The organism is Citrobacter sp. Ce129 (assembly GCF_030334545.1).
In the GTDB taxonomy this organism is placed as follows: Bacteria; Pseudomonadota; Gammaproteobacteria; order Enterobacterales; family Enterobacteriaceae; genus Citrobacter; species Citrobacter europaeus.
The window spans coordinates 26167-49725 of record NZ_JAOWDS010000074.1 but is presented as its reverse complement, the minus strand read 5'-3'; the positions used below and the strand labels follow the sequence as shown (position 1 = coordinate 49725).

Below are 23559 nucleotides of genomic sequence, written 5' to 3'. Positions count from 1 at the left end.
CAATATGGGGATAAACGATAATTATCGCAGATCCCCGCCAAAGTATCATGCCCCATCGATGCTTTACGAGGCGATCGCCGCGACAAAGCGTGCCGTTATCTGCTGCGGACGCGTTATAGCCCCCCCAACCACCACGGTATGAGCGCCTAATGCCAGACAACGTGCGGCGCGTTCCGGGGTATCGACGTTTCCTTCCGCTACGACCGGTATGCTGACCGCAGCCAATACCTCACGTAAAAAACCACAGTCGTTTTCCGCCAGCACATGCCCGGCAGTGTCAGCGGTATAGCCGTAAAGCGTGGTGCCCACGCAGTCAAAACCCAGACGCTCAGCTGTCACCGCCTCGTTTACGGTGGCGATATCCGCCATCAGCAGTACGGACGGGTATCGAGCGCGGATTTGCGTGACCAGCTCTTCCAGCGTTTGTCCACCAGGGCGCGGGCGCGCTGTCGCATCCAGAGCAATAATTTCCGGTCCAACTGTCATTAGCTCATCCACTTCCCGTAGAGTAGCCGTAATAAACACATCACTGCCCGGATAATCGCGCTTAATAATCCCAATCACCGGCAGGGAGACGCTCTCTTTGATCGCGCGAATATCCACCACACTGTTCGCACGGATACCTACCGCACCGCCCTGGGCTGCCGCCAGCGCCATACGCGACATAATAAACGAACTGTGCAGGGGCTCATTTTCCAGCGCCTGACAGGAGACGATTAATTTACCTTTTAGGGAATCCAGTACAGTTTTCATTACGATAAGATCTCTTCGACTTCGTTTTTAATGATGGTGACATGCGGGCCATAAATCACCTGAACACCGTTACCGCGAATAATTACGCCTCGCGCTCCGGTCGCTTTCAGCGCCGCTTCATCTACCTTGCTGCTCTCTTTCACCGTCACGCGTAAGCGTGTGGCGCAACAGTCCACCTCTTCCAGATTATCTTTGCCTCCCAGCCCGGCGATCACTGCCGCTGCTCGCTCACTTTGCGGCAGGCTGGATTCCATCGGAGTTGCGTTTTCACGGCCAGGCGTTAGCCAGTTAAAGCGGTTAATCAAATAGCGGAAGGTGAAGTAGTAAAGAAAGAACCACGGTACCCCCACCAGGGGGACGTACATCCAGTTGGTTTTCGCTTCCCCCTGTAGCACGCCAAAGAGGAGGAAATCGATAAGCCCACCCGAAAAGGTTTGCCCAATAGTGATATGTAAAATATGAGCCATCATAAACGCCAGACCATCGAAGAAGGCGTGAATGACGTATAACACGGGCGCCACAAACAGAAATGAGAATTCGATAGGCTCAGTGATCCCCGTCAGGAAAGAGGTCAGGGCCGCAGACAACAGCAGGCCAGCAACAAGCTTTCTGTTCTCCGGCCTGGCAGTATGGTACATCGCCAGGCATGCACCAAGCAGGCCAAACATCATGGTGATGAAGCGCCCGGACATAAAGCGCGAGGTGCCCGCATAGAATTGCTGCGTATTCGGATCGGCAAGTTGGGCAAAGAAAATCCGCTGCGTACCTTCAACTAACTGGCCGTTGACGATTTCGCTCCCGCCCAGCGCCGTCGTCCAGAACGGCAAATAAAAGATATGGTGTAACCCCAATGGGCCGAGCATACGCAGGATGAAGCCGTACAGCAGCGTCCCCAGATAGCCTGTCGCATCAACCAGACCACCCAGTCCAAAAATGAGTTTCTGGAAATGCGGCCAAACCACCGTCATGACCGCCCCCACGACTATCGCGGCAAGGGAGCTAATAATCGGCACAAAGCGCGAGCCGCTGAAGAAACCAAGGAACTGAGGGAGTGAGACTTTATTGAAACGGCCATGCAGCGCACAGGTAACCAGGCCAATCACCACCCCACCAAACACACCTGTTTCCAGCGTCTGAATGCCCAGCGTCATCCCCTGGCCTACGGCACCGGGATTCTCGTGTGCCAGCGTTCCGTTGAGCGTCAATAAGGCATTAATGGTGGCATTCATCACCAGAAATGCCAGCAATGCCGCAAGCCCGGCGGTGCCTTTATCCGTTTTCGCCAGTCCTACTGCGACACCCACCGCAAAGAGCACCGACAGGTTGGCAAATACAATAGAACCTGCGCTGGTCATGATTGTGAAGATTGCCTGTAACCAGTCAACGTCCAAAAACGGATAAGCCGTCAATGTGTTTGGATTCGACAGCGCGCCGCCAATCCCTAGCAACAGCCCCGCGGCGGGCAATACCGCAATCGGCAGCATGAACGATTTGCCGAACCGCTGTGCCTTTTCAAACCATGCCCCCGACGAGGCGCCGCTAAACATTTGCATCATTTTTTCATCTCCCCGATTGATGATGAAAATTTTTACCATATTAATTTTTAAAAGTGAAAATTATCATCAAAACCCAGGAAGCCGATCATACTTTTTTAAAATGACTGGCATCTCTCCCCTGCTTTCCGCCACACTATCAGCAGAGAAACGCATTAAGGATTTTGCATGTCAGAAAATGAAAACCTGCTGCTGAGATTGCGCCAGAGCGTTGACGGATATAGCCGAACACAGCAGAAGTTGGGAGAGTTTGTGCTCAGCGATCCGGCAAAAGTTGTCTACCTGACGATTACCGAACTGGCGCGTGAAAGCGACACCAGCGAGGCGAGCGTTACGCGTCTGTGCCGTACGCTGGGGTGTAAGGGCTACAACGAATTCAAGATGGCGCTGGCACTCGATCTCCAGCAAGAACAGCCGGTAGAGCACTGCGGGGATGAAATTGACAATGTGGTCAATGAATCGGTGCAAGCATTGCAGGACACTGCAAAGTTACTCGACAGGACATTACTTGAAGCCGCCGCCCTTGCGTTGCATCAGGCTCAGTCAGTACAGATTTATGGCGTAGCGGCCAGCGCCATTCTGGGGGAGTATTTACATTACAAACTCCTGCGTCTCGGCAAACCTGCACAATTGTTCAGCGACATGCATCGTGCAGCCATGAATGCCACGACGCTTAACAAAGACACGATCGTGGTAGCGATTTCCAGTTCTGGCTCGACGCGCGATCTGCTGCACGTCGTTAAACTGGCGCGTAAGCAAGGCGTGCGCGTGCTGGCGTTGAGTAATACGCCGCGCAGCCCGTTGGCTTCGCTGAGTGATATTCAACTGGTCGCAGCCAAACCTGAGGGTCCGTTGAGTGCTGGCGCGCTAAACGCCAAGGTGGGAGTGATGCTGTTGGTAGAACTGCTCACCACATCGCTGATTGCGCTGGATGAAAAGTACAGTGATGTGAGCCAGCAAACCGCCAGCGCGACCTTACCACTGCTGCTTTAAAGACATAAAAAAACCCGCCGCAGCGGGTTTTTACGTTAAGAGCTAAAGAACAGGATTACGCCTGGCCTTTGATCTCTTTACGACCGTTGTACGGTGCTTGTTCACCCAGAGCTTCTTCGATACGAATCAGCTGGTTGTATTTAGCAACGCGGTCAGAACGGCTCATAGAACCTGTTTTGATCTGGCCTGCAGCGGTACCAACAGCCAGGTCAGCGATGGTAGCGTCTTCAGTTTCGCCAGAACGGTGAGAGATGACAGCAGTGTAGCCAGCGTCTTTCGCCATTTTGATCGCAGCCAGAGTTTCGGTCAGAGAACCGATCTGGTTGAATTTGATCAGGATGGAGTTAACGATGCCTTTTTCGATGCCTTCTTTCAGGATCTTGGTGTTGGTTACGAACAGATCGTCACCAACCAGCTGGATTTTGTCGCCCAGTACTTTAGTCTGGTATGCAAAACCGTCCCAGTCAGACTCGTCCAGACCATCTTCGATGGACACGATCGGGTACTGTTTGGTCAGTTCTTCCAGGAAGTGGGTGAATTCTTCGGAGGTGAATGCTTTGTTGCCTTCGCCAGCCAGAACGTATTTACCGTCTTTGTAGAATTCAGAAGCTGCACAGTCCATCGCCAGGGTGATGTCTTTGCCCAGCTCGTAGCCAGCTGCTTTTACCGCTTCAGCGATTACAGCCAGAGCTTCAGCGTTGGAACCCAGGTTCGGCGCGTAGCCGCCTTCGTCACCAACAGCAGTGTTCATACCTTTAGCTTTCAGAACTTTAGCCAGGTTGTGGAACACTTCAGAACCCATACGAACGGCTTCTTTCAGAGTCTTAGCGCCAACCGGCTGAATCATGAATTCCTGGATGTCGACGTTGTTGTCAGCGTGCTCACCACCGTTGATGATGTTCATCATCGGAACCGGCATGGAGTATTTACCCGGAGTACCGTTCAGTTCAGCGATGTGTGCATACAGCGGCAGGCCTTTAGCAGCAGCTGCTGCTTTGGCGTTCGCCAGGGACACAGCCAGGATGGCGTTTGCACCGAAGTTGGATTTGTTTTCAGTACCGTCCAGATCGATCATGATCTTGTCGATGCCAGCCTGATCTTTAGCATCTTTACCCAGCAGAGCCTGAGCAATTGGGCCGTTAACAGCTGCAACAGCTTTCAGTACGCCTTTACCCATGAAACGAGATTTGTCGCCATCGCGCAGTTCCAGTGCTTCGCGGGAACCAGTAGAAGCACCTGACGGAGCTGCTGCCATACCAACGAAACCACCTTCCAGGTGTACTTCGGCTTCAACAGTCGGGTTACCACGGGAGTCGATGATTTCACGACCGATGATTTTAACGATTTTGGACATTAGATTTTCCTCAGTACAAGTTAAACTAAAACTCCAGACAAACAATGCACCCGGATGGGTGCATTGCCGTTCTAACTTATTTACTTCTTACTTCGCCTGACGCTTCTGATGTTCACTGGCGGCTTTCACAAAGCCGGCAAACAGCGGGTGCCCATCACGTGGCGTGGAAGTAAATTCCGGGTGGAACTGACAGGCCACGAACCACGGATGATTCGGTACCTCAATGATCTCGACCAACTGATCATCACCGGAACGGCCTGCAATACGCAGACCCGCAGCTTCAATCTGTTTCAACAGCATATTGTTGACTTCGTAACGGTGGCGATGGCGTTCAACGATAGTCGGCGTACCATATAACTTACGCACCAGACTCTCATCGTCCAACTGACACTGCTGCGCGCCAAGGCGCATTGTGCCACCCAGATCGCTCTTCTCGGTACGGACTTCGACGTTGCCGTCTTCATCGCGCCATTCGGTAATCAGGGCCACCACTGGGTACTTACAGTCTGGCACAAATTCCGTGGAGTTGGCGTTGTCCATACCTACTACGTTACGTGCAAACTCAATCAACGCAACCTGCATACCCAGGCAAATGCCCAGATAAGGAATATTGTTCTCACGCGCAAAGCGCGCCGTCGCGATTTTACCTTCAACGCCACGGTAGCCGAAGCCGCCAGGGATCAGGATTGCATCAAGACCTTTCAGGATCTCAACGCCGCGTGTTTCAACATCTTGCGAATCGATCAGCTTGATATTGACGGTGACACGATTCTTCAGACCACCGTGCTTCAGCGCTTCGATAACTGACTTATAGGCATCTGGCAGTTCAATGTACTTGCCAACCATACCGATAGTCACTTCGCCTGCCGGATTCGCTTCTTCATAGATAACCTGTTCCCATTCTGACAGATTAGCTTCCGGACAGTTCAAGCTGAATCGTTTACAAATATAATCGTCAAGGCCCTGGGATTTCAACAGGCCCGGAATTTTATAGATGGAATCGACATCTTTCAGAGAAATCACCGCTTTTTCCGGAACGTTACAGAACAATGCAATTTTCGCACGTTCATTAGCCGGAACTGCGCGATCGGAGCGGCAAATCAGGATATCTGGCTGAATACCGATAGAAAGCAGCTCTTTTACCGAGTGCTGGGTCGGTTTAGTTTTGACTTCACCTGCCGCCGCCATGTACGGAACCAGCGTCAGATGCATAAACAGCGTGTGCTCACGGCCAATTTCTACGGCCATCTGGCGAATCGCTTCAAGGAACGGCAGAGATTCGATATCCCCAACGGTTCCGCCGATTTCGACCAGAACAACATCATGACCTTCGCCGCCTTCCAGAACGCGTTCTTTAATCGCATTCGTGATGTGCGGGATAACCTGAACGGTAGCGCCCAGGTAGTCGCCACGGCGTTCTTTACGCAGAACGTCGGAATAGATACGACCCGTGGTGAAGTTGTTGCGGCGGCTCATTTTGGTACGGATGAAACGCTCATAGTGACCCAGGTCCAGGTCGGTTTCAGCGCCGTCTTCGGTAACGAACACTTCCCCGTGTTGGATTGGGCTCATAGTACCTGGATCGACGTTGATGTACGGATCCAGTTTCATCATGGTCACATTGAGGCCACGGGCTTCAAGAATGGCTGCCAGGGAGGCTGCGGCAATGCCTTTTCCCAGAGAGGATACGACCCCGCCGGTCACAAAAATATAGTTCGTTGTCATGCTGGACCTGAGAAGTTAGGGTGAAACGATGGAATTACCAAGACGGGAAAGTAGTATACCCGAACATGACGAGCGCCACAAACTTTCATTATTCCCTCTCCTTCGTTCTTCAAGCCGCACCGGTGTTGGCTTCCTTCACTCACCCCAGTCACATAGCATTTCTATGTTCCTGAGGATTCTTTCAGTCGCCGCCTTGTTGCGACTCGAATCACTCGATGAGGCAGTATACAAGGTGTTTCATCAACATAACGGGAAGAGAAAATAGCCTCTTTTGGGTAAATGTTTTTGACGTAAATCAAGCGCTTGTTATTTAAAAAATCACACAAATCGCCCTTGACCGACGAAATCCCTTAGAGATCAATTTCCTGCCGTTTTACCTGTTGCCAGACTTCTTCCATAGTTTCCAGATCAACACCAGTCATTTCCAGACCGCGAGCAGCCACAATTCGCTCAACCTCACGAAAACGCCGCTCAAATTTCTCGTTCGCTTTTTGCAATGCGGTCTCTGCTTTGGTGCCTAAATGCCGGGCCATATTGACCGTAGCAAACAGCAGATCGCCCATTTCCTCCTCCAGTTTAGCCTGGTCGACAACAGCCTGCTTCGCCTCAAACATGACTTCGTCGATCTCTTCGTAAACCTTGTCGACAACCGGCCCTAATGTTTTCCAGTCGAATCCAACATTTGAGCAACGTTTCTGGATTTTTTGGGCGCGCATTAATGCCGGTAAACTACGGGGGATATCGTCGAGCGCGGAATGCTGCGCCTTCTCGGCGCGTTCTTCGCTTTTGATTTGCTCCCAGCGGGTCAATACCTCAGTGCTGTTACTGGCAGAAACATCCGCAAAAACATGCGGGTGGCGGCGTTCAAGCTTATCGCTTATCGCAGCACAGATATCATCAAAGTTGAAGCGCCCTTCTTCCTGCGCCATCTGGGCGTAAAACACCACCTGGAACAGCAGATCACCCAACTCTCCACGCAGGTCGTCGAAATCTTCTCGCGCAATCGCGTCCAGCACTTCATAAGTTTCTTCGAGGGTGTAAGGGGCAATAGTGGCAAATGTCTGCTCTTTGTCCCACGGACAGCCGTTTTCCGGGTCGCGCAGGCGCTGCATAATACCGAGCAGTCGGTCGATTTGATTCATTGGAATATCCTGAAATTTCAATACGGTAGGCCGGATAAGGCGATAGCCTACATCCGGCAACATGGCAATGCCTGATGGCAACGCTAACGCGTTTTATCAGGCCTACAAGATTATCCGGCCTACAAAATAATTAATTACCGTGCAGACGACGTGCGTCGATCACGTCCGGTACCTGGTTCAGCTTGCCAAGCACGCGACCGAGCACCTGCAGGTTATAGATTTCGATGGTCATATCGATGGTAGCAAGCTGTTGTTTGGTATCACTCCGGCTGGCAACCCCCAGTACGTTCACCTTCTCGTTGGCAAGGATCGTGGTGATATCACGCAATAAGCCGCTGCGATCGTTCGCCTGGACGCGAACCACCAGCGAATATCCTGCCGAGTAGCTTTCGCCCCAAACTGCATCAACAATACGTTCCGGCGCATGCGAGCGCAGCTCAGTCAGCTGTTCGCAATCCGCCCGGTGTACGGAAATACCGCGGCCCTGAGTGATAAAACCGACAATTTCATCGCCAGGAATCGGCTGGCAGCAGCGCGCGATGTGGTGCATCAGGTTACCCACCCCTTCAACCACCACGCGACCGTCGTCTTTACGGCGGCTCTGCGGCGCCTGCGTTTTCTGCTGAAGCTGTTTCAGCGCGGCGGCATCCTGTTCGGCAGCGCTTGGCTTATTAAACTGCGCCTGCAGGAAGTTCACCATCTGGTTGAGGCGGATATCGCCCCCGCCAATCGCTGCCAGCAACTCCTCCAGCTCATTGAAGCTGTAGCGCGGCAGCAGGTGTTTTTCCGCTTCTTTCAGGCTAATGCCTAAATGCGCGAGCTCATCGTCAAGGATCTGACGGCCAGCAAGGATGTTTTTGTCGCGGTCCTGTTTACGGAACCAGGCGTGGATCTTCGAGCGCCCACGACTGGTGGTCACGTAGCCGAGGTTAGGGTTCAACCAGTCGCGGCTTGGGTTTGGCTGCTTCTGGGTGATAATTTCAATTTGATCGCCCATCTGCAACTGGTAGGTAAACGGTACAATGCGTCCACCAATTTTCGCGCCAATGCAACGGTGTCCCACATCGCTGTGAATGTGGTAAGCAAAATCGAGCGGCGTGGAGCCCGCCGGTAAGTCCACAACATCACCTTTTGGCGTAAAGACGTACACGCGATCATCAAAGACCTGGCTGCGGACTTCATCCAGCATTTCACCGGAATCCGCCATCTCTTCCTGCCAGGCGATCAGCTTACGCAGCCATGCAATACGATCTTCATGACCAGAACGCGCCGCGCCTGAGACGGTGCCCTCTTTGTATTTCCAGTGTGCCGCGACGCCCAGTTCGGCATCTTCGTGCATCTGTTTGGTACGGATCTGAATTTCGATGGTTTTCCCGCCCGGCCCCAGTACAACCGTATGGATTGACTGGTAGCCGTTAGGTTTCGGATTAGCAACGTAATCATCGAACTCATCCGGCAGATGGCGATAGTGAGTATGTACTATCCCCAACGCGGCGTAGCAGTCCTGTAGACGCTCGGCCACGATACGCACCGCGCGCACATCGAACAGTTCATCGAAGGCTAACTGCTTTTTCTGCATTTTGCGCCAGATGCTGTAGATGTGTTTCGGACGTCCGTACACTTCGGCTTTGACGCCTTCCGTTTTCATCTCTGAGCGCAAATGACCGACGAACTCATCGATGTAATGCTCCCTGTCGATACGACGTTCATGCAGCAGCTTGGCTATACGTTTGTATTCAGCCGGGTGCAGGTAACGGAAGCAGTAATCTTCCAGCTCCCATTTTAACTGCCCAATGCCCAAACGGTTGGCCAGCGGCGCATAGATATTGGTGCACTCTTTTGCCGCCAGTACGCGTTCATCTTCCGGCGCGTCTTTCACTTCGCGCAGATGGGCAATCCGCTCCGCCAGCTTGATGACCACGCAGCGAAAATCGTCCACCATAGCCAGCAGCATGCGGCGGACGTTATCGACCTGCTCGGAAGAGACTGAATCGGTATGCGTGGCTTTAAGCTGGCGTATTGCCGCCATATCCCGCACGCCGTGGATAAGATGAACAATGGATTTACCCACGCTCTCGCGCAGGATGTCTTCACTGACCACGTTGGCATCTGCCAGAGGGAACAGCATTGCTGCGCGCAGCGTGTCGATATCCATGCTCAACATGGAGAGTATTTCTACCATCTCCACGCCACGCCACAGCAGCAGCTCCGCATCAGGGTGACCCTGTGTCTGCTGCTGGCAGTACGCCCAGGTTTCGGCTAAGCGTTCACACGACTGCTGGCTGGAGATCCCCAGACTCGCGATCCATTTCTTTGGATCAAACTCACCAGCTTTATTTATATGTGCACTTCTTACCGCAACCATTGTCCTCTCCTTAAGGGGCCAGGCCTGTCGAAGTCGACAAGCCATACCCATTGTCTTTCATGCTGCTTTACAACCCGAAATCCAATGGGTACAAAATTCATTACATACGCTCAAACAGGACCATTGATTCCAGGTGTCCAGTGTGCGGGAACATATCGAGCATCGCCAGTCGCCGTATGGCATATCCCGCGTTGAGCAAAGCGTCGCTGTCACGAGCCAGCGTTGCCGGATTACAGGATACATAAACAACGCGTATAGGTTCCAATTTTATAATATGTTGCATCACACCTGCAGCCCCCGCACGCGCAGGATCGAGCAATACTTTGTCGAATCCGTTTTTCGCCCATGGCTGCCGGGTAACATCTTCCTCAAGGTTTTCATGAAAGAATGTCACATTGTGCAAACCGTTATTCAGCGCATTTTCCCTGCCTTTTTCCACCAGCGCAGGCACCCCTTCCACGCCCACCACGCTTGCTGCCCGGGTGGCCAGCGGCAGGGTAAAATTTCCCATTCCGCAGAACAGATCGAGTACGCGATCTTCTGGTTGCACATCGAGCCATTCCAGCGCACGGGCAACCATTTGTTGGTTTACCCCTTCGTTGACCTGAATAAAATCACGCGGGCTGAAGGTTAACCGTAGCCCATTTGAGTCATACCAGGGCGATTCTTCTGATAATGATTCCAGTATCTCGCTTTGCGGGGCCAGAAACAAAGACAGCCCCTGAGAATGCGAAAAGCATTCCAGTTTTTCTTTATCCGCCGCACTCAAAGGCGCCGTGTGGCGTAAAATCATCAGGGTTCCGCTCCCTGCCTGCACCAGCTCGACATGACCAAGATGGCGTAACCCTTGCAGACTTTCCAGGCATGCCCTGATGTGGGGCAATAACGCGTCAAGCTGGGGCACCAAAATAGGGCATTGTTTGACATCAATAATGTCGCTGGAGCCGGATTTGCGGAATCCCATCTGCAACTTTTGTTCTTTTGGCCGATAGTTCAGGCTTAACCTGGCACGACGACGATAGCCCCACGGGGTATCAGCTATAACATCCGACACTTCACATTTCATTAAACGCGACAACGCCGCGCTTTTGCTACGCTGCTGCAACGAGATGCTGGCATGCTGCTGCTGGCAACCGCCGCACACGCCAAAATGCGGACAACGTGGCACTTCACGCTGCGGACTGTCGTTTAAACGTCGTTTTACTTGCGCGCGGGCGAACTGTTTTTTATCTTCGGTAATGACTACCTCGGCGCTTTCCTGAGGCAGCAATTCCGGTATAAACAACGCCTTTCCGTCGTGGCGAGCGACGCCCTGACCGAAAGGATCAAGGTCATTGACGGTAACGGTTATGATCTGACGCGTCGTCACGCGTCGTTTTGCAGAGTAGAATTGCGCCATCGACGAGATATTTCTCTATTTAACAGTGTGACCCTAATTGTCCCATAACGGAACTCCATGACCAACTACAGCCTGCGCGCACGCATGATGATTCTGATCCTGGCCCCGACCGTCCTGATTGGTTTGCTGCTCAGTATCTTTTTTGTTGTGCATCGCTATAACGACTTGCAGCGTCAACTGGAAGATGCTGGCGCCAGCATCATTGAGCCACTCGCGGTTTCCAGCGAATATGGCATGAACCTGCAAAACAGGGAATCCATCGGCCAACTTATCAGCGTGCTGCATCGTCGCCATTCCGATATCGTGCGGGCAATTTCTGTCTATGACGAGAACAACCGACTGTTCGTCACATCCAATTTTCATCTCGATCCGTCTGAAATGCAGTTGGCGACGGGTTCACCATTCCCCCGCAAGCTGAGCGTCACCCGGCTCGGGGATATCATGATCCTGCGAACACCCATTATATCGGAAAGCTATTCGCCGGATGAATCCGCCGTCAGCGACGCCAAAAATACGCAAAACATGCTGGGGTACGTGGCGCTTGAGCTGGACCTCAAGTCAGTGCGATTGCAGCAGTATAAAGAGATCTTTATCTCCAGCGTAATGATGTTGTTTTGCATCGGTATTGCGCTAATTTTTGGCTGGCGTCTGATGCGCGACGTGACCGGCCCGATTCGCAATATGGTGAATACCGTTGACCGAATACGTAGAGGACAGCTCGACAGCCGCGTGGAAGGTTTCATGCTGGGCGAGCTGGATATGCTCAAAAATGGCATCAACTCGATGGCGATGTCTCTCGCGGCTTACCATGAAGAGATGCAGCACAACATCGATCAGGCCACCTCTGATCTGCGCGAAACCCTGGAGCAGATGGAAATCCAGAACGTCGAACTGGATTTGGCGAAGAAACGCGCCCAGGAAGCGGCGCGTATTAAGTCTGAGTTTCTGGCTAACATGTCGCACGAGCTGCGCACCCCGCTGAATGGCGTGATTGGCTTCACCCGTCTGACGCTAAAAACCGAGCTCAATACCACACAGCGCGATCACCTGAATACGATTGAGCGTTCGGCCAATAATCTGCTGGCCATCATCAATGATGTGCTCGACTTCTCCAAACTGGAGGCCGGCAAGCTGATTCTGGAAAGCATCCCGTTCCCGCTGCGCAGCACGCTGGATGACGTCGTCACGCTATTAGCGCACTCATCCCATGATAAAGGGCTTGAGCTGACGCTGAATATTAAGAATGACGTGCCGGACAACGTCATCGGCGACCCGCTGCGCTTACAGCAGGTGATCACTAACCTGGTCGGCAATGCCATCAAATTTACCGAAGGCGGCAATATCGATATTCTGGTTGAGAAACGCGCCCTCAGTAACACGAAAGTGCAGATTGAAGTACAAATCCGCGATACCGGGATTGGTATCCCTGAGCGCGATCAGTCACGCCTGTTCCAGGCCTTCCGCCAGGCGGATGCCAGTATTTCCCGACGCCACGGCGGGACGGGGCTGGGTTTGGTGATTACGCAAAAACTGGTCAACGAAATGGGCGGGGATATCTCCTTCCACAGCCAACCGAACCGGGGATCCACGTTCTGGTTCCATATCAGCCTCGATCTCAATCCTAACGTTCTCGTTGATCGTTCAACCACGCTCTGTCTGGCCGGTAAACGACTGGCCTACGTCGAACCTAACGCCACAGCCGCGCAATGTACGTTAGATATCTTGAGTGAAACGCCGCTGGAGGTGATTTACAGCCCTTCGTTCTCCGGGCTGCCGAAGGATCACTACGATATTCTGCTGCTCGGCATTCCGGTCACGTTACGCGAACCGCTCACCATGCAGCATGAGCGGTTGGCAAGCGCTGCGGCGATGACCGACTTTTTGTTACTGGCCCTGCCTTGCCATGCGCAGATTAACGCAGAGAAGTTAAAACAAGGCGGCGCGGCGGCGTGTCTGTTGAAACCTCTCACCTCAACCCGCTTACTGCCTGCGCTGACAGAGTATTGTCAGTTGAACCACCGCGCAGATCCGCTGCTATTAGACGAGAGCAAAATCGCGATGACCGTCATGGCGGTGGACGACAACCCGGCGAACCTCAAGCTGATTGGCGCACTGCTGGAAGATAAAGTGCAGCACGTGGTGCTCTGCGACAGCGGACATCAGGCAGTGGATCGCGCCAAACAGATGCAGTTTGATCTGATCCTGATGGATATTCAAATGCCAGACATGGACGGTATTCGCGCCTGCGAACTGATCCACCAGCTTCCTCATCAACAGCAGACGCCGGTCATTGCGGTCACCGCGCATGCCATGGCCGGGCAGAAAGAGAAGCTGCTCAGCGCCGGGATGAACGATTACCTGGCGAAGCCTATCGAAGAAGATAAGTTGCATAATCTGCTGTTACGCTACAAACCCGGCGCAAGCTCATCGCTTCGGGCGCTCGCGGTTGAACCCGTTGAGCCGGTCGTCAATCCAAATACCACACTCGACTGGCAACTGGCATTAAGACAAGCCGCAGGTAAAAACGATTTGGCGCGCGACATGCTGCAAATGCTGCTCGATTTTCTGCCCGAAGTGCGGAACAGAATTGAAGAACAGCTGGTAGGTGAAAACCCGGAAGGACTGGTAGATATGATCCACAAGCTGCACGGCAGCTGCGGCTATAGCGGCGTTCCCCGTATGAAAAACCTGTGTCAGCTTATTGAGCAGCAATTACGTAGCGGAACCAAAGAAGAAGAGCTGGAGCCTGAGTTTTTAGAGCTTCTGGATGAAATGGATAACGTTGCGCGGGAAGCGAAACGGATATTGGGGTGATATTCGCCGGATGCGGCGTAAACGCCTTATCCGGCCTACAGGTTTCGCTGTTTACCGTAGGCCCGATAAGCGTCGCGCATCGGGCACATCGCCGAATGCGGCTAACAATTCAGCGTAATTGTTGCCCTGCTTTGAGCGTTGCAGCCACGTTTCTCGCCGTCATTCGCACGTTCTCGCTCGCGTTCTTTAGCGCTTCATCCAGCGTACAAATGGTATAGATGACGCTGAAAACCGCATCCAGCCCATGCTCGTGTACCACACCAACATCGGCCGTCAGGCTACCGGCAATGCCGATAACCGGTTTATTGTAACGCTTTGCCACCTTCGCTACGCCAACCGGAACCTTACCGTGAATGGTCTGGCTGTCGATACGTCCTTCGCCCGTGACCACTAAGTCCGCATCCGCAACGCAGTCGTCGAGGTGTAACGCATCCGTCACCACCTCAATACCGCAGCGTAGCTGTGCGCCACAAAACGCATACAGCGCCGCCCCCATGCCGCCAGCCGCGCCACCGCCCGTCAGCTCCAGCACGTTGATATCCAGATCGCGGGCAATGAGTTGGGCATAGTGCGTGAGCGCCCGATCAAGGCGGGTAATCATCTCCGGCGTTGCCCCTTTTTGCGGGCCAAATACCGCAGAGGCCCCCTCTTCACCGGTCAACGGATTAGTCACGTCGCAGGCCACTTCAATACGACACGCGGCAAGTCGCTGGTCTAACTGAGAGATATCAATCCGGGCGAGCGATTCGAGGCCAGCCCCGCCATGAGCAATATCGTTATTTTGCGCATCCAGCAATTTAGCTCCCAGCGCTTGCACCATCCCGGCACCGCCATCATTGGTGGCGCTACCGCCAATCCCAATAATGATATGCTCAACACCAGCGTCCAGCGCATGACGGATTAGCTCCCCGGTTCCCCAAGAGGTGGTTTTCAACGGATCGCGTAAATCAGCAGGAACCTGCTCCAGTCCGCTGGCGGCCGCCATTTCGATAAACGCCGACCGCTCATCACCGGACAAACCATAAAATGCCTGAATTGTGTTGCCCAGAGGGCCGGTAACATCAACATGCACAAGGTGGCCTTGCGTTGCGGCAACCATCGCTTCGACCGTTCCTTCACCGCCGTCCGCGACTGGGATCTTCACGTAATCCGCCTCAGGCCAGATCTCACGAAATCCCAGCTCAATAGCCGTTGCCACTTCAAGCGCACTCAAACTTTCCTTATAGGAATCCGGTGCGATTACTATTTTCATAAAGCATCCTTACGCATGTTGACTGTGTTAAGCATATACCAGGATAAAAACCGCCCCTCCATGGGAGCGGTCCCAGTTCGCTTAGCGTACCATGCACGGACGCTTATTATCAAACGTCCAGTTCGGGATCAGATACTGCATCCCCATCGCATCATCACGCGCCCCCAGCCCATGTTGCTGATACAACTCGTGAGCTTTCATGACCTGATCCATATCCAGCTCCACGCCCAGACCCGGTTTCGCCGGTACCTGTACCATGCCGCCTTTGATTTCAAATGGCTCTTTGGTCAGGCGTTGATTGCCTTCCTGCCAGATCCAGTGCGTATCGATCGCGGTAATTTTGCCCGGAGCCGCCGCCGCGACATGCGTAAACATCGCCAGCGAAATATCAAAGTGGTTGTTAGAGTGCGAGCCCCAGGTCAACCCAAACTCATGGCACATCTGCGCCACACGAACCGACCCTTGCATGGTCCAGAAGTGCGGGTCCGCCAGCGGGATATCCACGGACTGTAACGACAGCGTATGCCCCATCTGACGCCAGTCGGTGGCGATCATGTTGGTGGCGGTCGGCAGACCGGTTGCACGACGGAATTCCGCCATGACTTCACGACCAGAGAACCCCTGCTCAGCGCCGCAAGGATCTTCCGCATAAGCCAGAGTTCCTTTCAGGTACTTACCAATTTTAATCGCTTCATTTAACGACCATGCGCCATTGGGATCGAGCGTGACGCGCGCCTGTGGAAAGCGTTTCGCCAGCGCCACAATAGATTCCGCTTCTTCTTCTCCGGCCAATACGCCGCCTTTCAGCTTGAAGTCGTTGAAACCATATTTCTCATACGCCGCTTCCGCCAGGCGCACCACTGCATCCGGGGTCATCGCCTCTTCATGACGCAGGCGATACCAGTCGCATTTCTCATCCGGTTGGCTCTGATACGGCAGCGGTGTCGCGTTGCGGTTGCCGACGAAGAACAGGTAACCCAACATTTCAACTTCGCTACGCTGTTGGCCTTCGCCCAGCAATGAAGCGACGTTGACGCCCAGATGCTGGCCCAGCAGATCCAACATGGCCGCTTCGATCCCGGTAACCACATGAATAGTGGTACGTAAATCGAAGGTCTGCAAACCACGTCCACCGGCATCACGATCGGCAAAGGTATTGCGGACCGCATTCAGTACGTTTTTGTATTCGCCTAACGTTTTGCCTACCACCAGCGGAATGGCATCTTCCAGGGTCTGACGAATTTTTTCGCCGCCGGGTATCTCACCCACGCCGGTATGACCGGAGTTATCTTTAATAATTACAATATTACGCGTGAAGAACGGGGCATGTGCGCCGCTCAGGTTCATCAGCATGCTGTCATGGCCTGCCACCGGAATAACCTGCATGGAAGTCACGACGGGAGTGGTAAATTGTGCGCTCATAATTAAGTCCTTATTCAAAATTAGTGGCGGCCGAAAACAGGACGTTTACGGTCAAAAGTCCATCCGGGGATCAGATACTGCATTGGGCCTGCGTCATTACGCGCGCCGCCGGGCAGCGCCTTATAGGCTTCATGCGCTTTTTGTACCTGTTCCCAGTCCAGTTCCACGCCCAGGCCGGGCGCGTCGGGTACCGCAATTTTTCCGTTTTTAATCTCCAGCGGATTTTTGGTCAGGCGACAATCTCCCTCCTGCCAGATCCAGTGGGTGTCGATAGCCGTCGGGTTGCCCGGCGCCGCGGCGCCGACGTGAGTGAACATCGCCAATGAAATATCAAAATGATTGTTCGAGTGGCAGCCCCAGGTCAGTCCCCAGTCATCGCATAACTGTGCCACGCGCACCGCGCCGGAAAGGGTCCAGAAATGCGGATCGGCCAGCGGAATATCTACTGAGTTCAGCATCACCGCATGGCCCATCTCACGCCAGTTGGTGGCTATCATGTTCGTTGCTACCGGCAGACCGGTCGCGCGGCGGAACTCGGCCATCACTTCACGCCCCGAAAAACCCTGTTCAGCGCCGCACGGATCTTCGGCGTAGGTCAGAACATCGTTCAGCCCTTTACACAGAGAGATGGCTTCATCCAGCAGCCAGGCGCCGTTGGGATCGACCGTAATACGCGCATCCGGGAAGCATTTTTTCAACGCGCGAGCGGTGTCGATTTCCTGCTCGCCAGGCAGCACGCCGCCTTTAAGTTTGAAATCTTTAAAACCGTAGCGATCCTGCGACGCCTGAGCCAGACGCACCACCGCCTCACTGTTCATCGCTTGCTGGTGACGCAGGTGATACCACTCATGGTTACCCGGCGTGCTTTCCAGATACGGCAGATCGGTTTTGCTGCGATCGCCTACATAAAACAGATAGCCGAGCACGGTGACCGCATCGCGCTGTTTGCCAGGCCCTAACAATTCACAGACCGGCACGTTCAGCGCCTTGCCCAGCAGGTCGAGCAGCGCGGCTTCCAGCGCCGCCACCGCGTTGACCCGTAGTTCAAAGGTCCAGGCGCCTTTGCCGAAAGTGTCAAAATCAGCGGCCTGATTGCCTTTATGCACCTGCTGAACCACCTTATTCAGGCGTGCGACCTCCTGGCCTAACACCTGTGGAATCGCCTCAACCAGCGTCTGATAAATCACTTCACCGCCCGGCGCTTCACCAACCCCGGTATTGCCGGCGTTATCGGTGAGCACCACGATATTGCGGGTAAAGTATGCGTTATGCGCCCCGCCTATATTGAGCAGCATGCTGTCATGCCCGGCCACCGGGATGACCTTCATATCGGTAATAACGGGACTCGATTGTGTTGTCATCATCATTGTCCTGCGACAGGTTTCAGTTCGATACGTTTAATATCACCCACCAGCACCAGATAGCTCACTACCGCAATCAGCGCATGCACCCCGACGTAAATCAACGCGCCGTTAAATGAGCCGGTGGTCCCTACGATGTAGCCGATAGCAATTGGCGTGACAATCCCGGAGATGTTGCCAAACATATTGAACAGACCGCCGCTCAGACCGCTGATCTCTTTTGGCGCGGTATCCGCCATCACCGCCCATCCCAACGCACCGATGCCTTTACCGAAGAAGGCCAGCGCCATAAAGCCGATGATCATCCACTCCACGTTGACGTAGTTACAGAACACCATCACCATCGACAACAGCATACCCAGCACGATTGGCGTTTTACGGGCGATATTTAGCGAGCCGGTACGGCGCATCAGCCAGTCGGAAATAATGCCGCCGAGCACACCGCCTGCGAATCCGCATATGGCCGGGACCGAGGCAACAAAACCGGCTTTCAAAATCGACATGCCGCGCGCCTGTACCAGATAAACCGGGAACCAGGTGATAAAGAAGTAGGTCAACGCGTTTATGCAGTATTGGCCGATGTAAATACCGATCATCATCCGTGAACCCAGCAGTTGCTTGATCTGCCCCCACTTCACGCTGAACGGCACTTTGGCTTTGGCGGCTGCCTGATCCATGTTGATCAGCGCCCCGCCTTCGGCAATGTACTCCAGCTCTTTTTGGTTTACGCCCGGATGCTGATTCGGTTCATGAATCACCTTCAGCCAGATAAAGCTGATAACAATCCCAAGACCGCCCATAAAGAAGAACACGTGCGACCAGCCCACTTCGTGGGTCAGCCACCCCATGATTGGCGCGAAGATAACGGTGGCAAAGTATTGCGCAGAGTTAAAGATAGCGACCGCCGTGCCCCTTTCCTGCGCAGGGAACCACGCCGCCACAATCCGACTGTTGCCGGGGAAGGAGGGTGCTTCAGCTAGCCCCACGAGGAAGCGCAGGGTAAACAGCGCAACGATAATGCCGAAGCCACTGAAGATATCAACGAAGCCCTGCAGCAGAGTAAACATGGACCAGATAAAGATGGACCAGAAGTAGACGCGTTTTGAACCGAAGCGGTCGAGCAGCCAGCCGCCGGGGATCTGGCCGATAACATAGGCCCATGAGAAAGCGGAGAATACATACCCCATACCTACGGCATCCAGGCCAATGTCTTTGGCCATCTCCGAACCGGCAATGGATAAGGTGGCGCGATCGCCGTAGTTGAAGGATGTGACGATAAACAGCATCACCACTATCCAGTAGCGAGCGTTAGTGCGTTTTTCCGCGCTGCTCGCCGCCTGACTTAATGAACTCATTGTTGCACTCCTGAATCTTGGCTGTCGCCAGTTCATTCTGTACAGCACCTGTAGGGTGATCAGAATGAGAGGTTAGTGTGTGGCAGTTTTGGTACAGCTCAGGGCCGTTTTATTCTGACTCGCTGCCTTTTCGGGAACTGACGGGAAAAGTATATGAAGGAGTGCCACTGACCCTCACCGTGCATGAACACAACATTAGGGAGGCAGTGAGAAGTTGTTTGGGGCATAAGCCCAAAGCAGTGGAAGTTAGTTCACGTAATTGGGGTTTTATTGCCGGGTGGCGGCTGCGCCAGACCCGGCCTACGGTTCAAATGGGGATTGAATGCCCGTGCAGGCGAAGGGTTATTTAAGCAAGGTTCCCCAGTTTTCTACCCAGGGATTAGATTCGCTTTCCGGTTCAGGATGTTCGCTGGCGTCAATCAGCAGCATTTCACCTACGCGTTGAGCACTTTGCTCCTGCAACAGCGCATCGAACTGCTTACCGCCATTGCAAAAATTAACGTAGCTACTGTCGCCCAGCGCAATGACCCCGTAATGCAGATTTGGCTGAAAACCGAGATTATCTTTGATTCCCTGAAACAGCGGCACAATGCTATCCGGCAAATCGCCCTGCCCGGTCGTTGAGGTCACGACCAGCACATATTTATCCTGATATGCCTGCCAGTCGCTGAGCTCCGGATCTTCGAACACCGTGGCTTTATGGCCCTGCGCCGTCAAAATAGCTTCGGCCTCTTCGGCAACCAGCAGTGCGTTTCCGTACATCGTGCCGACAAAAATTCCAATTTCCGCCATAACCGTAATCTCCTGGACTTAAGAATCTATTTGCTCATCCTGACCTGACAGCCCGCTGAACTCAACCCTTTCATTCTCAGGGAGAAGTCCACGCCAGCCAAACTGTGATAGCGCCTGCATCCAGACATCATCCAGCCCGGCGCGAATCACCAGCGGTTCGCCGGTAAAAGGATGCGTCAGCGCAAGCTGGCTGGCATGCAGCATCAGGCGCTGACAGCCAAAATGCTCTGCGGCGCTGCGGTTTTGCCGCAAATCACCGTGCTTGCTGTCACCGATAATCGGATGGCGCAAGTGTGCCAGATGGCGTCTGAGCTGGTGTTTTCGACCGGTTTTAGGGTCCAGCTCCACCAGTCCGTAGCGGGTAGTCGGATAACGCCCGGTCGCTACCGGCATCTCCACCGTCGCCAGACCGCGATAATGGGTGACGGCAGGCTGCGGGCCTTTATCATCACGAGCAAACTTATCGGCGATCTTATCCAGTTCTTCGACTAACGGATAATCCAGCACGGCATCCTCCATCAGCCAGCCACGCACAATCGCATGATAGCGTTTCTGAATTTGATGGTGCTCAAACTGCTGAGACAACAAACGCCCGGCTTCGCTGGACAACCCCATCAGCAGCACGCCGGAGGTCGGCCTGTCGAGTCGGTGGGCGGTAAAAACGTGCTGACCAATCTGGTCGCGTACCGTTTGCATCACCACCACTTTCTCATCCCGGTCGAGCCAACTACGGTGAACTAACCAGCCCGAAGGTTTATTGACTGCGACCAGCCATTCGTCCTGATAGAGGATCTCCAGCATCAGGTGTTATCACTTGTAAACAGCGCATCCAGCTCCTGCAATGCAGTCAGGAGGATGTCGCGTTGCGGGTGATCGGCAGCCAATGCCATTTCGTAATACGGTGCGACGGCAAAAGCCTGTGGAAGCGGCTGCGCGTTATCAATCAGCGTATGCATGCGGGGAATCAATACCCATTGCAGCCATTCAACCGGCTCCATGGTATCCATACAAAAAGGCTGCGTGCTGGTAAACAGATGGTCTGCAGGCTCATCCATCCGCCAATGATGATGTTCACGCAGTAGCGCTTCAAGCGCGTGTAACTGCTGGCGCACACGGTCATGAGTCGTCATGAAATTAACCTCAATGATGAAAAATCTGGCGCGAAGAATAGCACTAGTGAAGGGAAATAAAAAAAGGGAGCACTGTAAAAACAGTGCTCCCGGTTCGTTTCGCAGCATTCCAGCTACTTTTAGTGCTCCCTGCTCATCCGTGACAACTTTTCCTGTGGTCTTGCGACCGTGTTCATCCTGAACTTTTGCATCCTGCTCACATCACCCCGATGTGAAAACTTCATCCTGAAGTGTCCTGGCCATCCTGACCCGCCGAACATCCTGACCGGCTCTCATTCTCCGTCCTGGAGGTGTCCTTTAACGCATCCAGCGTTTTCCGCTTTGCTTCATCCTGAAGCCTGTCCTTGTAACACCGTCCTGGTGTGTCCTGGCGAAGAGCCATCATCCTGATGTTCTCTTCGTTGTGCGACTCCTTGTCGACAGATATAGAATCGCCTGTTTCGCCTTGTCTTACAAGACGCTTACAGACATACCCTTAAGATTATTTTCGTATGAAAGTTGACATCGAATCATTAACAAACTGAATAATAAGGAATTATCATTTTATCCGTTGATTAAGTCTTCGCTTATTACCTGGCAATGTCCTACAGGGTTTGTAAGAGATCTCTCACAAGGTTCAGGGCAAACTGGATTACAGAACTGGCTTAAGTTGAGTGAGGAATTCCGCAAGTGAGGCCGCCAGCACCTTTCTTTTACGGGTTCCCAGCGTTTCTTTGCACACTTCACCGGACAGATTGCACACCGAAATGACATCGAGCTCATTGTCCTGTGTGGCAATAAAAAGCGTAGGCGATAGCTTGAGGCGCTTTTGCGTGACCAGATGACCAATCAGGTTTTCCTGAACGCGCCTGAAGTCATCTTCACTCCAGGTTTGCAGCAGCGATAACTTTTCATCCGCAAACTGCGCGTGCATGTCCCCGGCAAACTGGGTGGTGTAAAAAGCGTGAACCGCAGGTTGTATCACGATATCAAAGGCCCGTTCAACCGCGTTGAGGTTTTTTTCGCCAACAAAAGGCTGAGGTTGCCAGTAAACCGCATCGTTTGTGGAAGAAATGATGCACGGAGAAGGTACGCCATACAGATCTTCACTGAGCGGCCAGCTGTTGTTTTTTTCATGCCATGCGTCGCAATAACGTGTCGTAAAGGCTGTCAACGCCTGCGCTGTCAATTCGTCCACTGATTTCTCTCTTCACAAAAGCCAGGATACACTTGTCGCATAGTGTATCTGGTTTATGACGGTGAAACATGTCCTCTTATGAAAATCATCAGGCGCTTGATGGCCTGACTCTCGGTAAATCAACGGATTACCGTGACAATTACGATGCCAGCCTGCTGCAGGGCGTCCCGCGCAGCCTGAACCGCGACCCACTGGATTTAAAGGCCGAGAATCTGCCTTTTCACGGTGCCGATATCTGGACGCTGTATGAACTGTCGTGGCTGAATGCCAACGGTTTACCGCAGGTCGCGGTCGGTCATGTAGAACTGGATTACACCAGCGTAAATCTGATTGAATCGAAAAGCTTTAAGCTGTACCTGAACAGTTTTAACCAGACGCGTTTTGACTCCTGGGAAGCGGTACGCCAGACGCTGGAAAACGATCTGCGCACTTGTGCTGAGGGCGATGTCAGCGTGGCGCTGTACCGTCTTGACGAACTGGAAGGACAGCCGATTGCCCACTTTAACGGCACCTGTATCGATAATCAGGATATCGTCATCGATAACTACCAGTTCAGCACTGAGTATCTGGAAAACGCCGTGAGCGGTGAAAAAGCGGTGGAAGAGACGCTGGTCAGCCATCTGCTGAAATCTAACTGCCTGATCACCCACCAGCCAGACTGGGGCTCCATACAAATTCAGTATCGCGGACGCAAAATCGACCGGGAGAAGCTGCTGCGTTATCTGGTCTCCTTCCGCCACCATAATGAATTTCACGAGCAGTGCGTGGAGCGCATTTTCAATGACATTCTGCGCTTCTGCCAGCCGGAGAAACTGAGCGTCTACGCGCGCTACACGCGACGTGGCGGTCTGGACATTAACCCATGGCGCACCAACACCGACTTCACTCCGGCAACGGGTCGTCTGGTGCGTCAGTAATCTTTTTTCTCAATTTTGCGTGCCCGATTCCGCGCACAAGGTTGTGAAAGGTCAT

Annotated in this window: 18 protein-coding genes; 3 read left to right on the top strand and 15 right to left on the bottom strand. The window is 53.3% G+C overall.

What is annotated here, in order from left to right; genetic code table 11:
• Nucleotides 1-63 precede the first annotated feature (63 nt).
• Both OGV77_RS22985 and OGV77_RS22980 read right to left on the bottom strand, forming a co-directional pair.
• Entirely contained in the window at nucleotides 64-753 is a 690-nt protein-coding gene (locus tag OGV77_RS22985) for an N-acetylmannosamine-6-phosphate 2-epimerase (RefSeq protein WP_047409050.1), read from the bottom strand.
• Nucleotides 753-2309: a maltose/glucose-specific PTS transporter subunit IIC gene (locus tag OGV77_RS22980; protein WP_043017980.1), complete on the bottom strand. Its 1557-nt coding sequence runs from the start codon at nucleotides 2307-2309 to the stop codon at nucleotides 753-755. The genes OGV77_RS22985 and OGV77_RS22980 overlap by 1 nt, the downstream gene beginning before the upstream one ends.
• A 165-nt stretch (nucleotides 2310-2474) precedes the next feature.
• Between OGV77_RS22980 and OGV77_RS22975 the strand changes: the two genes are divergently transcribed.
• Nucleotides 2475-3299 (top strand): MurR/RpiR family transcriptional regulator, encoded by an 825-nt coding sequence (locus OGV77_RS22975; RefSeq protein ID WP_043017397.1) that lies wholly within the window; start codon nucleotides 2475-2477, stop codon nucleotides 3297-3299.
• 55 nt (nucleotides 3300-3354) lie between these two features.
• On the opposite strand, the gene eno is transcribed toward OGV77_RS22975, so the two are convergent.
• The 5 genes from eno to rlmD all read right to left on the bottom strand — a co-directional run bounded on the left by eno (nucleotide 3355) and on the right by rlmD (nucleotide 11284).
• Nucleotides 3355-4653 carry a phosphopyruvate hydratase gene (gene eno, locus OGV77_RS22970; RefSeq protein ID WP_003034129.1) on the bottom strand — a complete coding sequence of 433 codons (1299 nt, stop codon included), beginning with the start codon at nucleotides 4651-4653 and terminating at the stop codon, nucleotides 3355-3357.
• Nucleotides 4654-4740: 87 nt separating this feature from the next.
• Nucleotides 4741-6378, bottom strand: a complete 1638-nt coding sequence (gene pyrG, locus OGV77_RS22965; RefSeq protein WP_043017398.1) for a glutamine hydrolyzing CTP synthase — start codon at nucleotides 6376-6378, stop codon at nucleotides 4741-4743.
• 350 nt (nucleotides 6379-6728) lie between these two features.
• Entirely contained in the window at nucleotides 6729-7520 is a 792-nt protein-coding gene (gene mazG / locus OGV77_RS22960; protein ID WP_043017399.1) for a nucleoside triphosphate pyrophosphohydrolase, read from the bottom strand.
• Nucleotides 7521-7650: 130 nt separating this feature from the next.
• Complete coding sequence (gene relA / locus OGV77_RS22955) at nucleotides 7651-9885, bottom strand: GTP diphosphokinase (RefSeq protein WP_043017400.1); 2235 nt, start codon at nucleotides 9883-9885, stop codon at nucleotides 7651-7653.
• Between the two features lie 100 nt (nucleotides 9886-9985).
• Nucleotides 9986-11284 (bottom strand): 23S rRNA (uracil(1939)-C(5))-methyltransferase RlmD, encoded by a 1299-nt coding sequence (gene rlmD, locus OGV77_RS22950; RefSeq protein WP_043017401.1) that lies wholly within the window; start codon nucleotides 11282-11284, stop codon nucleotides 9986-9988.
• A gap of 57 nt (nucleotides 11285-11341) precedes the next feature.
• Between rlmD and barA the strand changes: the two genes are divergently transcribed.
• Nucleotides 11342-14098 carry a two-component sensor histidine kinase BarA gene (barA, locus tag OGV77_RS22945; RefSeq protein WP_043017402.1) on the top strand — a complete coding sequence of 919 codons (2757 nt, stop codon included), beginning with the start codon at nucleotides 11342-11344 and terminating at the stop codon, nucleotides 14096-14098.
• A gap of 109 nt (nucleotides 14099-14207) precedes the next feature.
• On the opposite strand, the gene OGV77_RS22940 is transcribed toward barA, so the two are convergent.
• The 8 genes from OGV77_RS22940 to syd all read right to left on the bottom strand — a co-directional run bounded on the left by OGV77_RS22940 (nucleotide 14208) and on the right by syd (nucleotide 22587).
• Nucleotides 14208-15350 (bottom strand): glycerate kinase, encoded by a 1143-nt coding sequence (locus tag OGV77_RS22940; RefSeq protein ID WP_286502983.1) that lies wholly within the window; start codon nucleotides 15348-15350, stop codon nucleotides 14208-14210.
• An 81-nt stretch (nucleotides 15351-15431) separates the two neighbouring features.
• Nucleotides 15432-16772, bottom strand: a complete 1341-nt coding sequence (gene gudD / locus OGV77_RS22935) for a glucarate dehydratase (protein ID WP_043017404.1) — start codon at nucleotides 16770-16772, stop codon at nucleotides 15432-15434.
• A 20-nt stretch (nucleotides 16773-16792) separates the two neighbouring features.
• Nucleotides 16793-18133 (bottom strand): enolase C-terminal domain-like protein, encoded by a 1341-nt coding sequence (locus OGV77_RS22930; protein ID WP_043017405.1) that lies wholly within the window; start codon nucleotides 18131-18133, stop codon nucleotides 16793-16795.
• A gap of 2 nt (nucleotides 18134-18135) precedes the next feature.
• Nucleotides 18136-19488, bottom strand: a complete 1353-nt coding sequence (gene gudP / locus OGV77_RS22925) for a galactarate/glucarate/glycerate transporter GudP (RefSeq protein WP_003034105.1) — start codon at nucleotides 19486-19488, stop codon at nucleotides 18136-18138.
• Between the two features lie 342 nt (nucleotides 19489-19830).
• A complete protein-coding gene (locus tag OGV77_RS22920) occupies nucleotides 19831-20280 on the bottom strand; it encodes a flavodoxin (RefSeq protein ID WP_003034096.1) in 450 nt (149 codons plus the stop codon).
• 18 nt (nucleotides 20281-20298) lie between these two features.
• Complete coding sequence (gene truC / locus OGV77_RS22915) at nucleotides 20299-21081, bottom strand: tRNA pseudouridine(65) synthase TruC (RefSeq protein ID WP_043017406.1); 783 nt, start codon at nucleotides 21079-21081, stop codon at nucleotides 20299-20301.
• Complete coding sequence (locus OGV77_RS22910; protein WP_047413389.1) at nucleotides 21081-21410, bottom strand: YqcC family protein; 330 nt, start codon at nucleotides 21408-21410, stop codon at nucleotides 21081-21083. Before OGV77_RS22910 ends, truC begins: the two co-directional genes overlap by 1 nt.
• A 631-nt stretch (nucleotides 21411-22041) precedes the next feature.
• Complete coding sequence (gene syd, locus OGV77_RS22905) at nucleotides 22042-22587, bottom strand: SecY-interacting protein (protein ID WP_047409039.1); 546 nt, start codon at nucleotides 22585-22587, stop codon at nucleotides 22042-22044.
• Nucleotides 22588-22655: 68 nt separating this feature from the next.
• On the opposite strand from syd, the gene queF reads away from it, so the two are divergent.
• Nucleotides 22656-23504: an NADPH-dependent 7-cyano-7-deazaguanine reductase QueF gene (queF, locus tag OGV77_RS22900; RefSeq protein ID WP_047409037.1), complete on the top strand. Its 849-nt coding sequence runs from the start codon at nucleotides 22656-22658 to the stop codon at nucleotides 23502-23504.
• Nucleotides 23505-23559 lie beyond the last annotated feature (55 nt).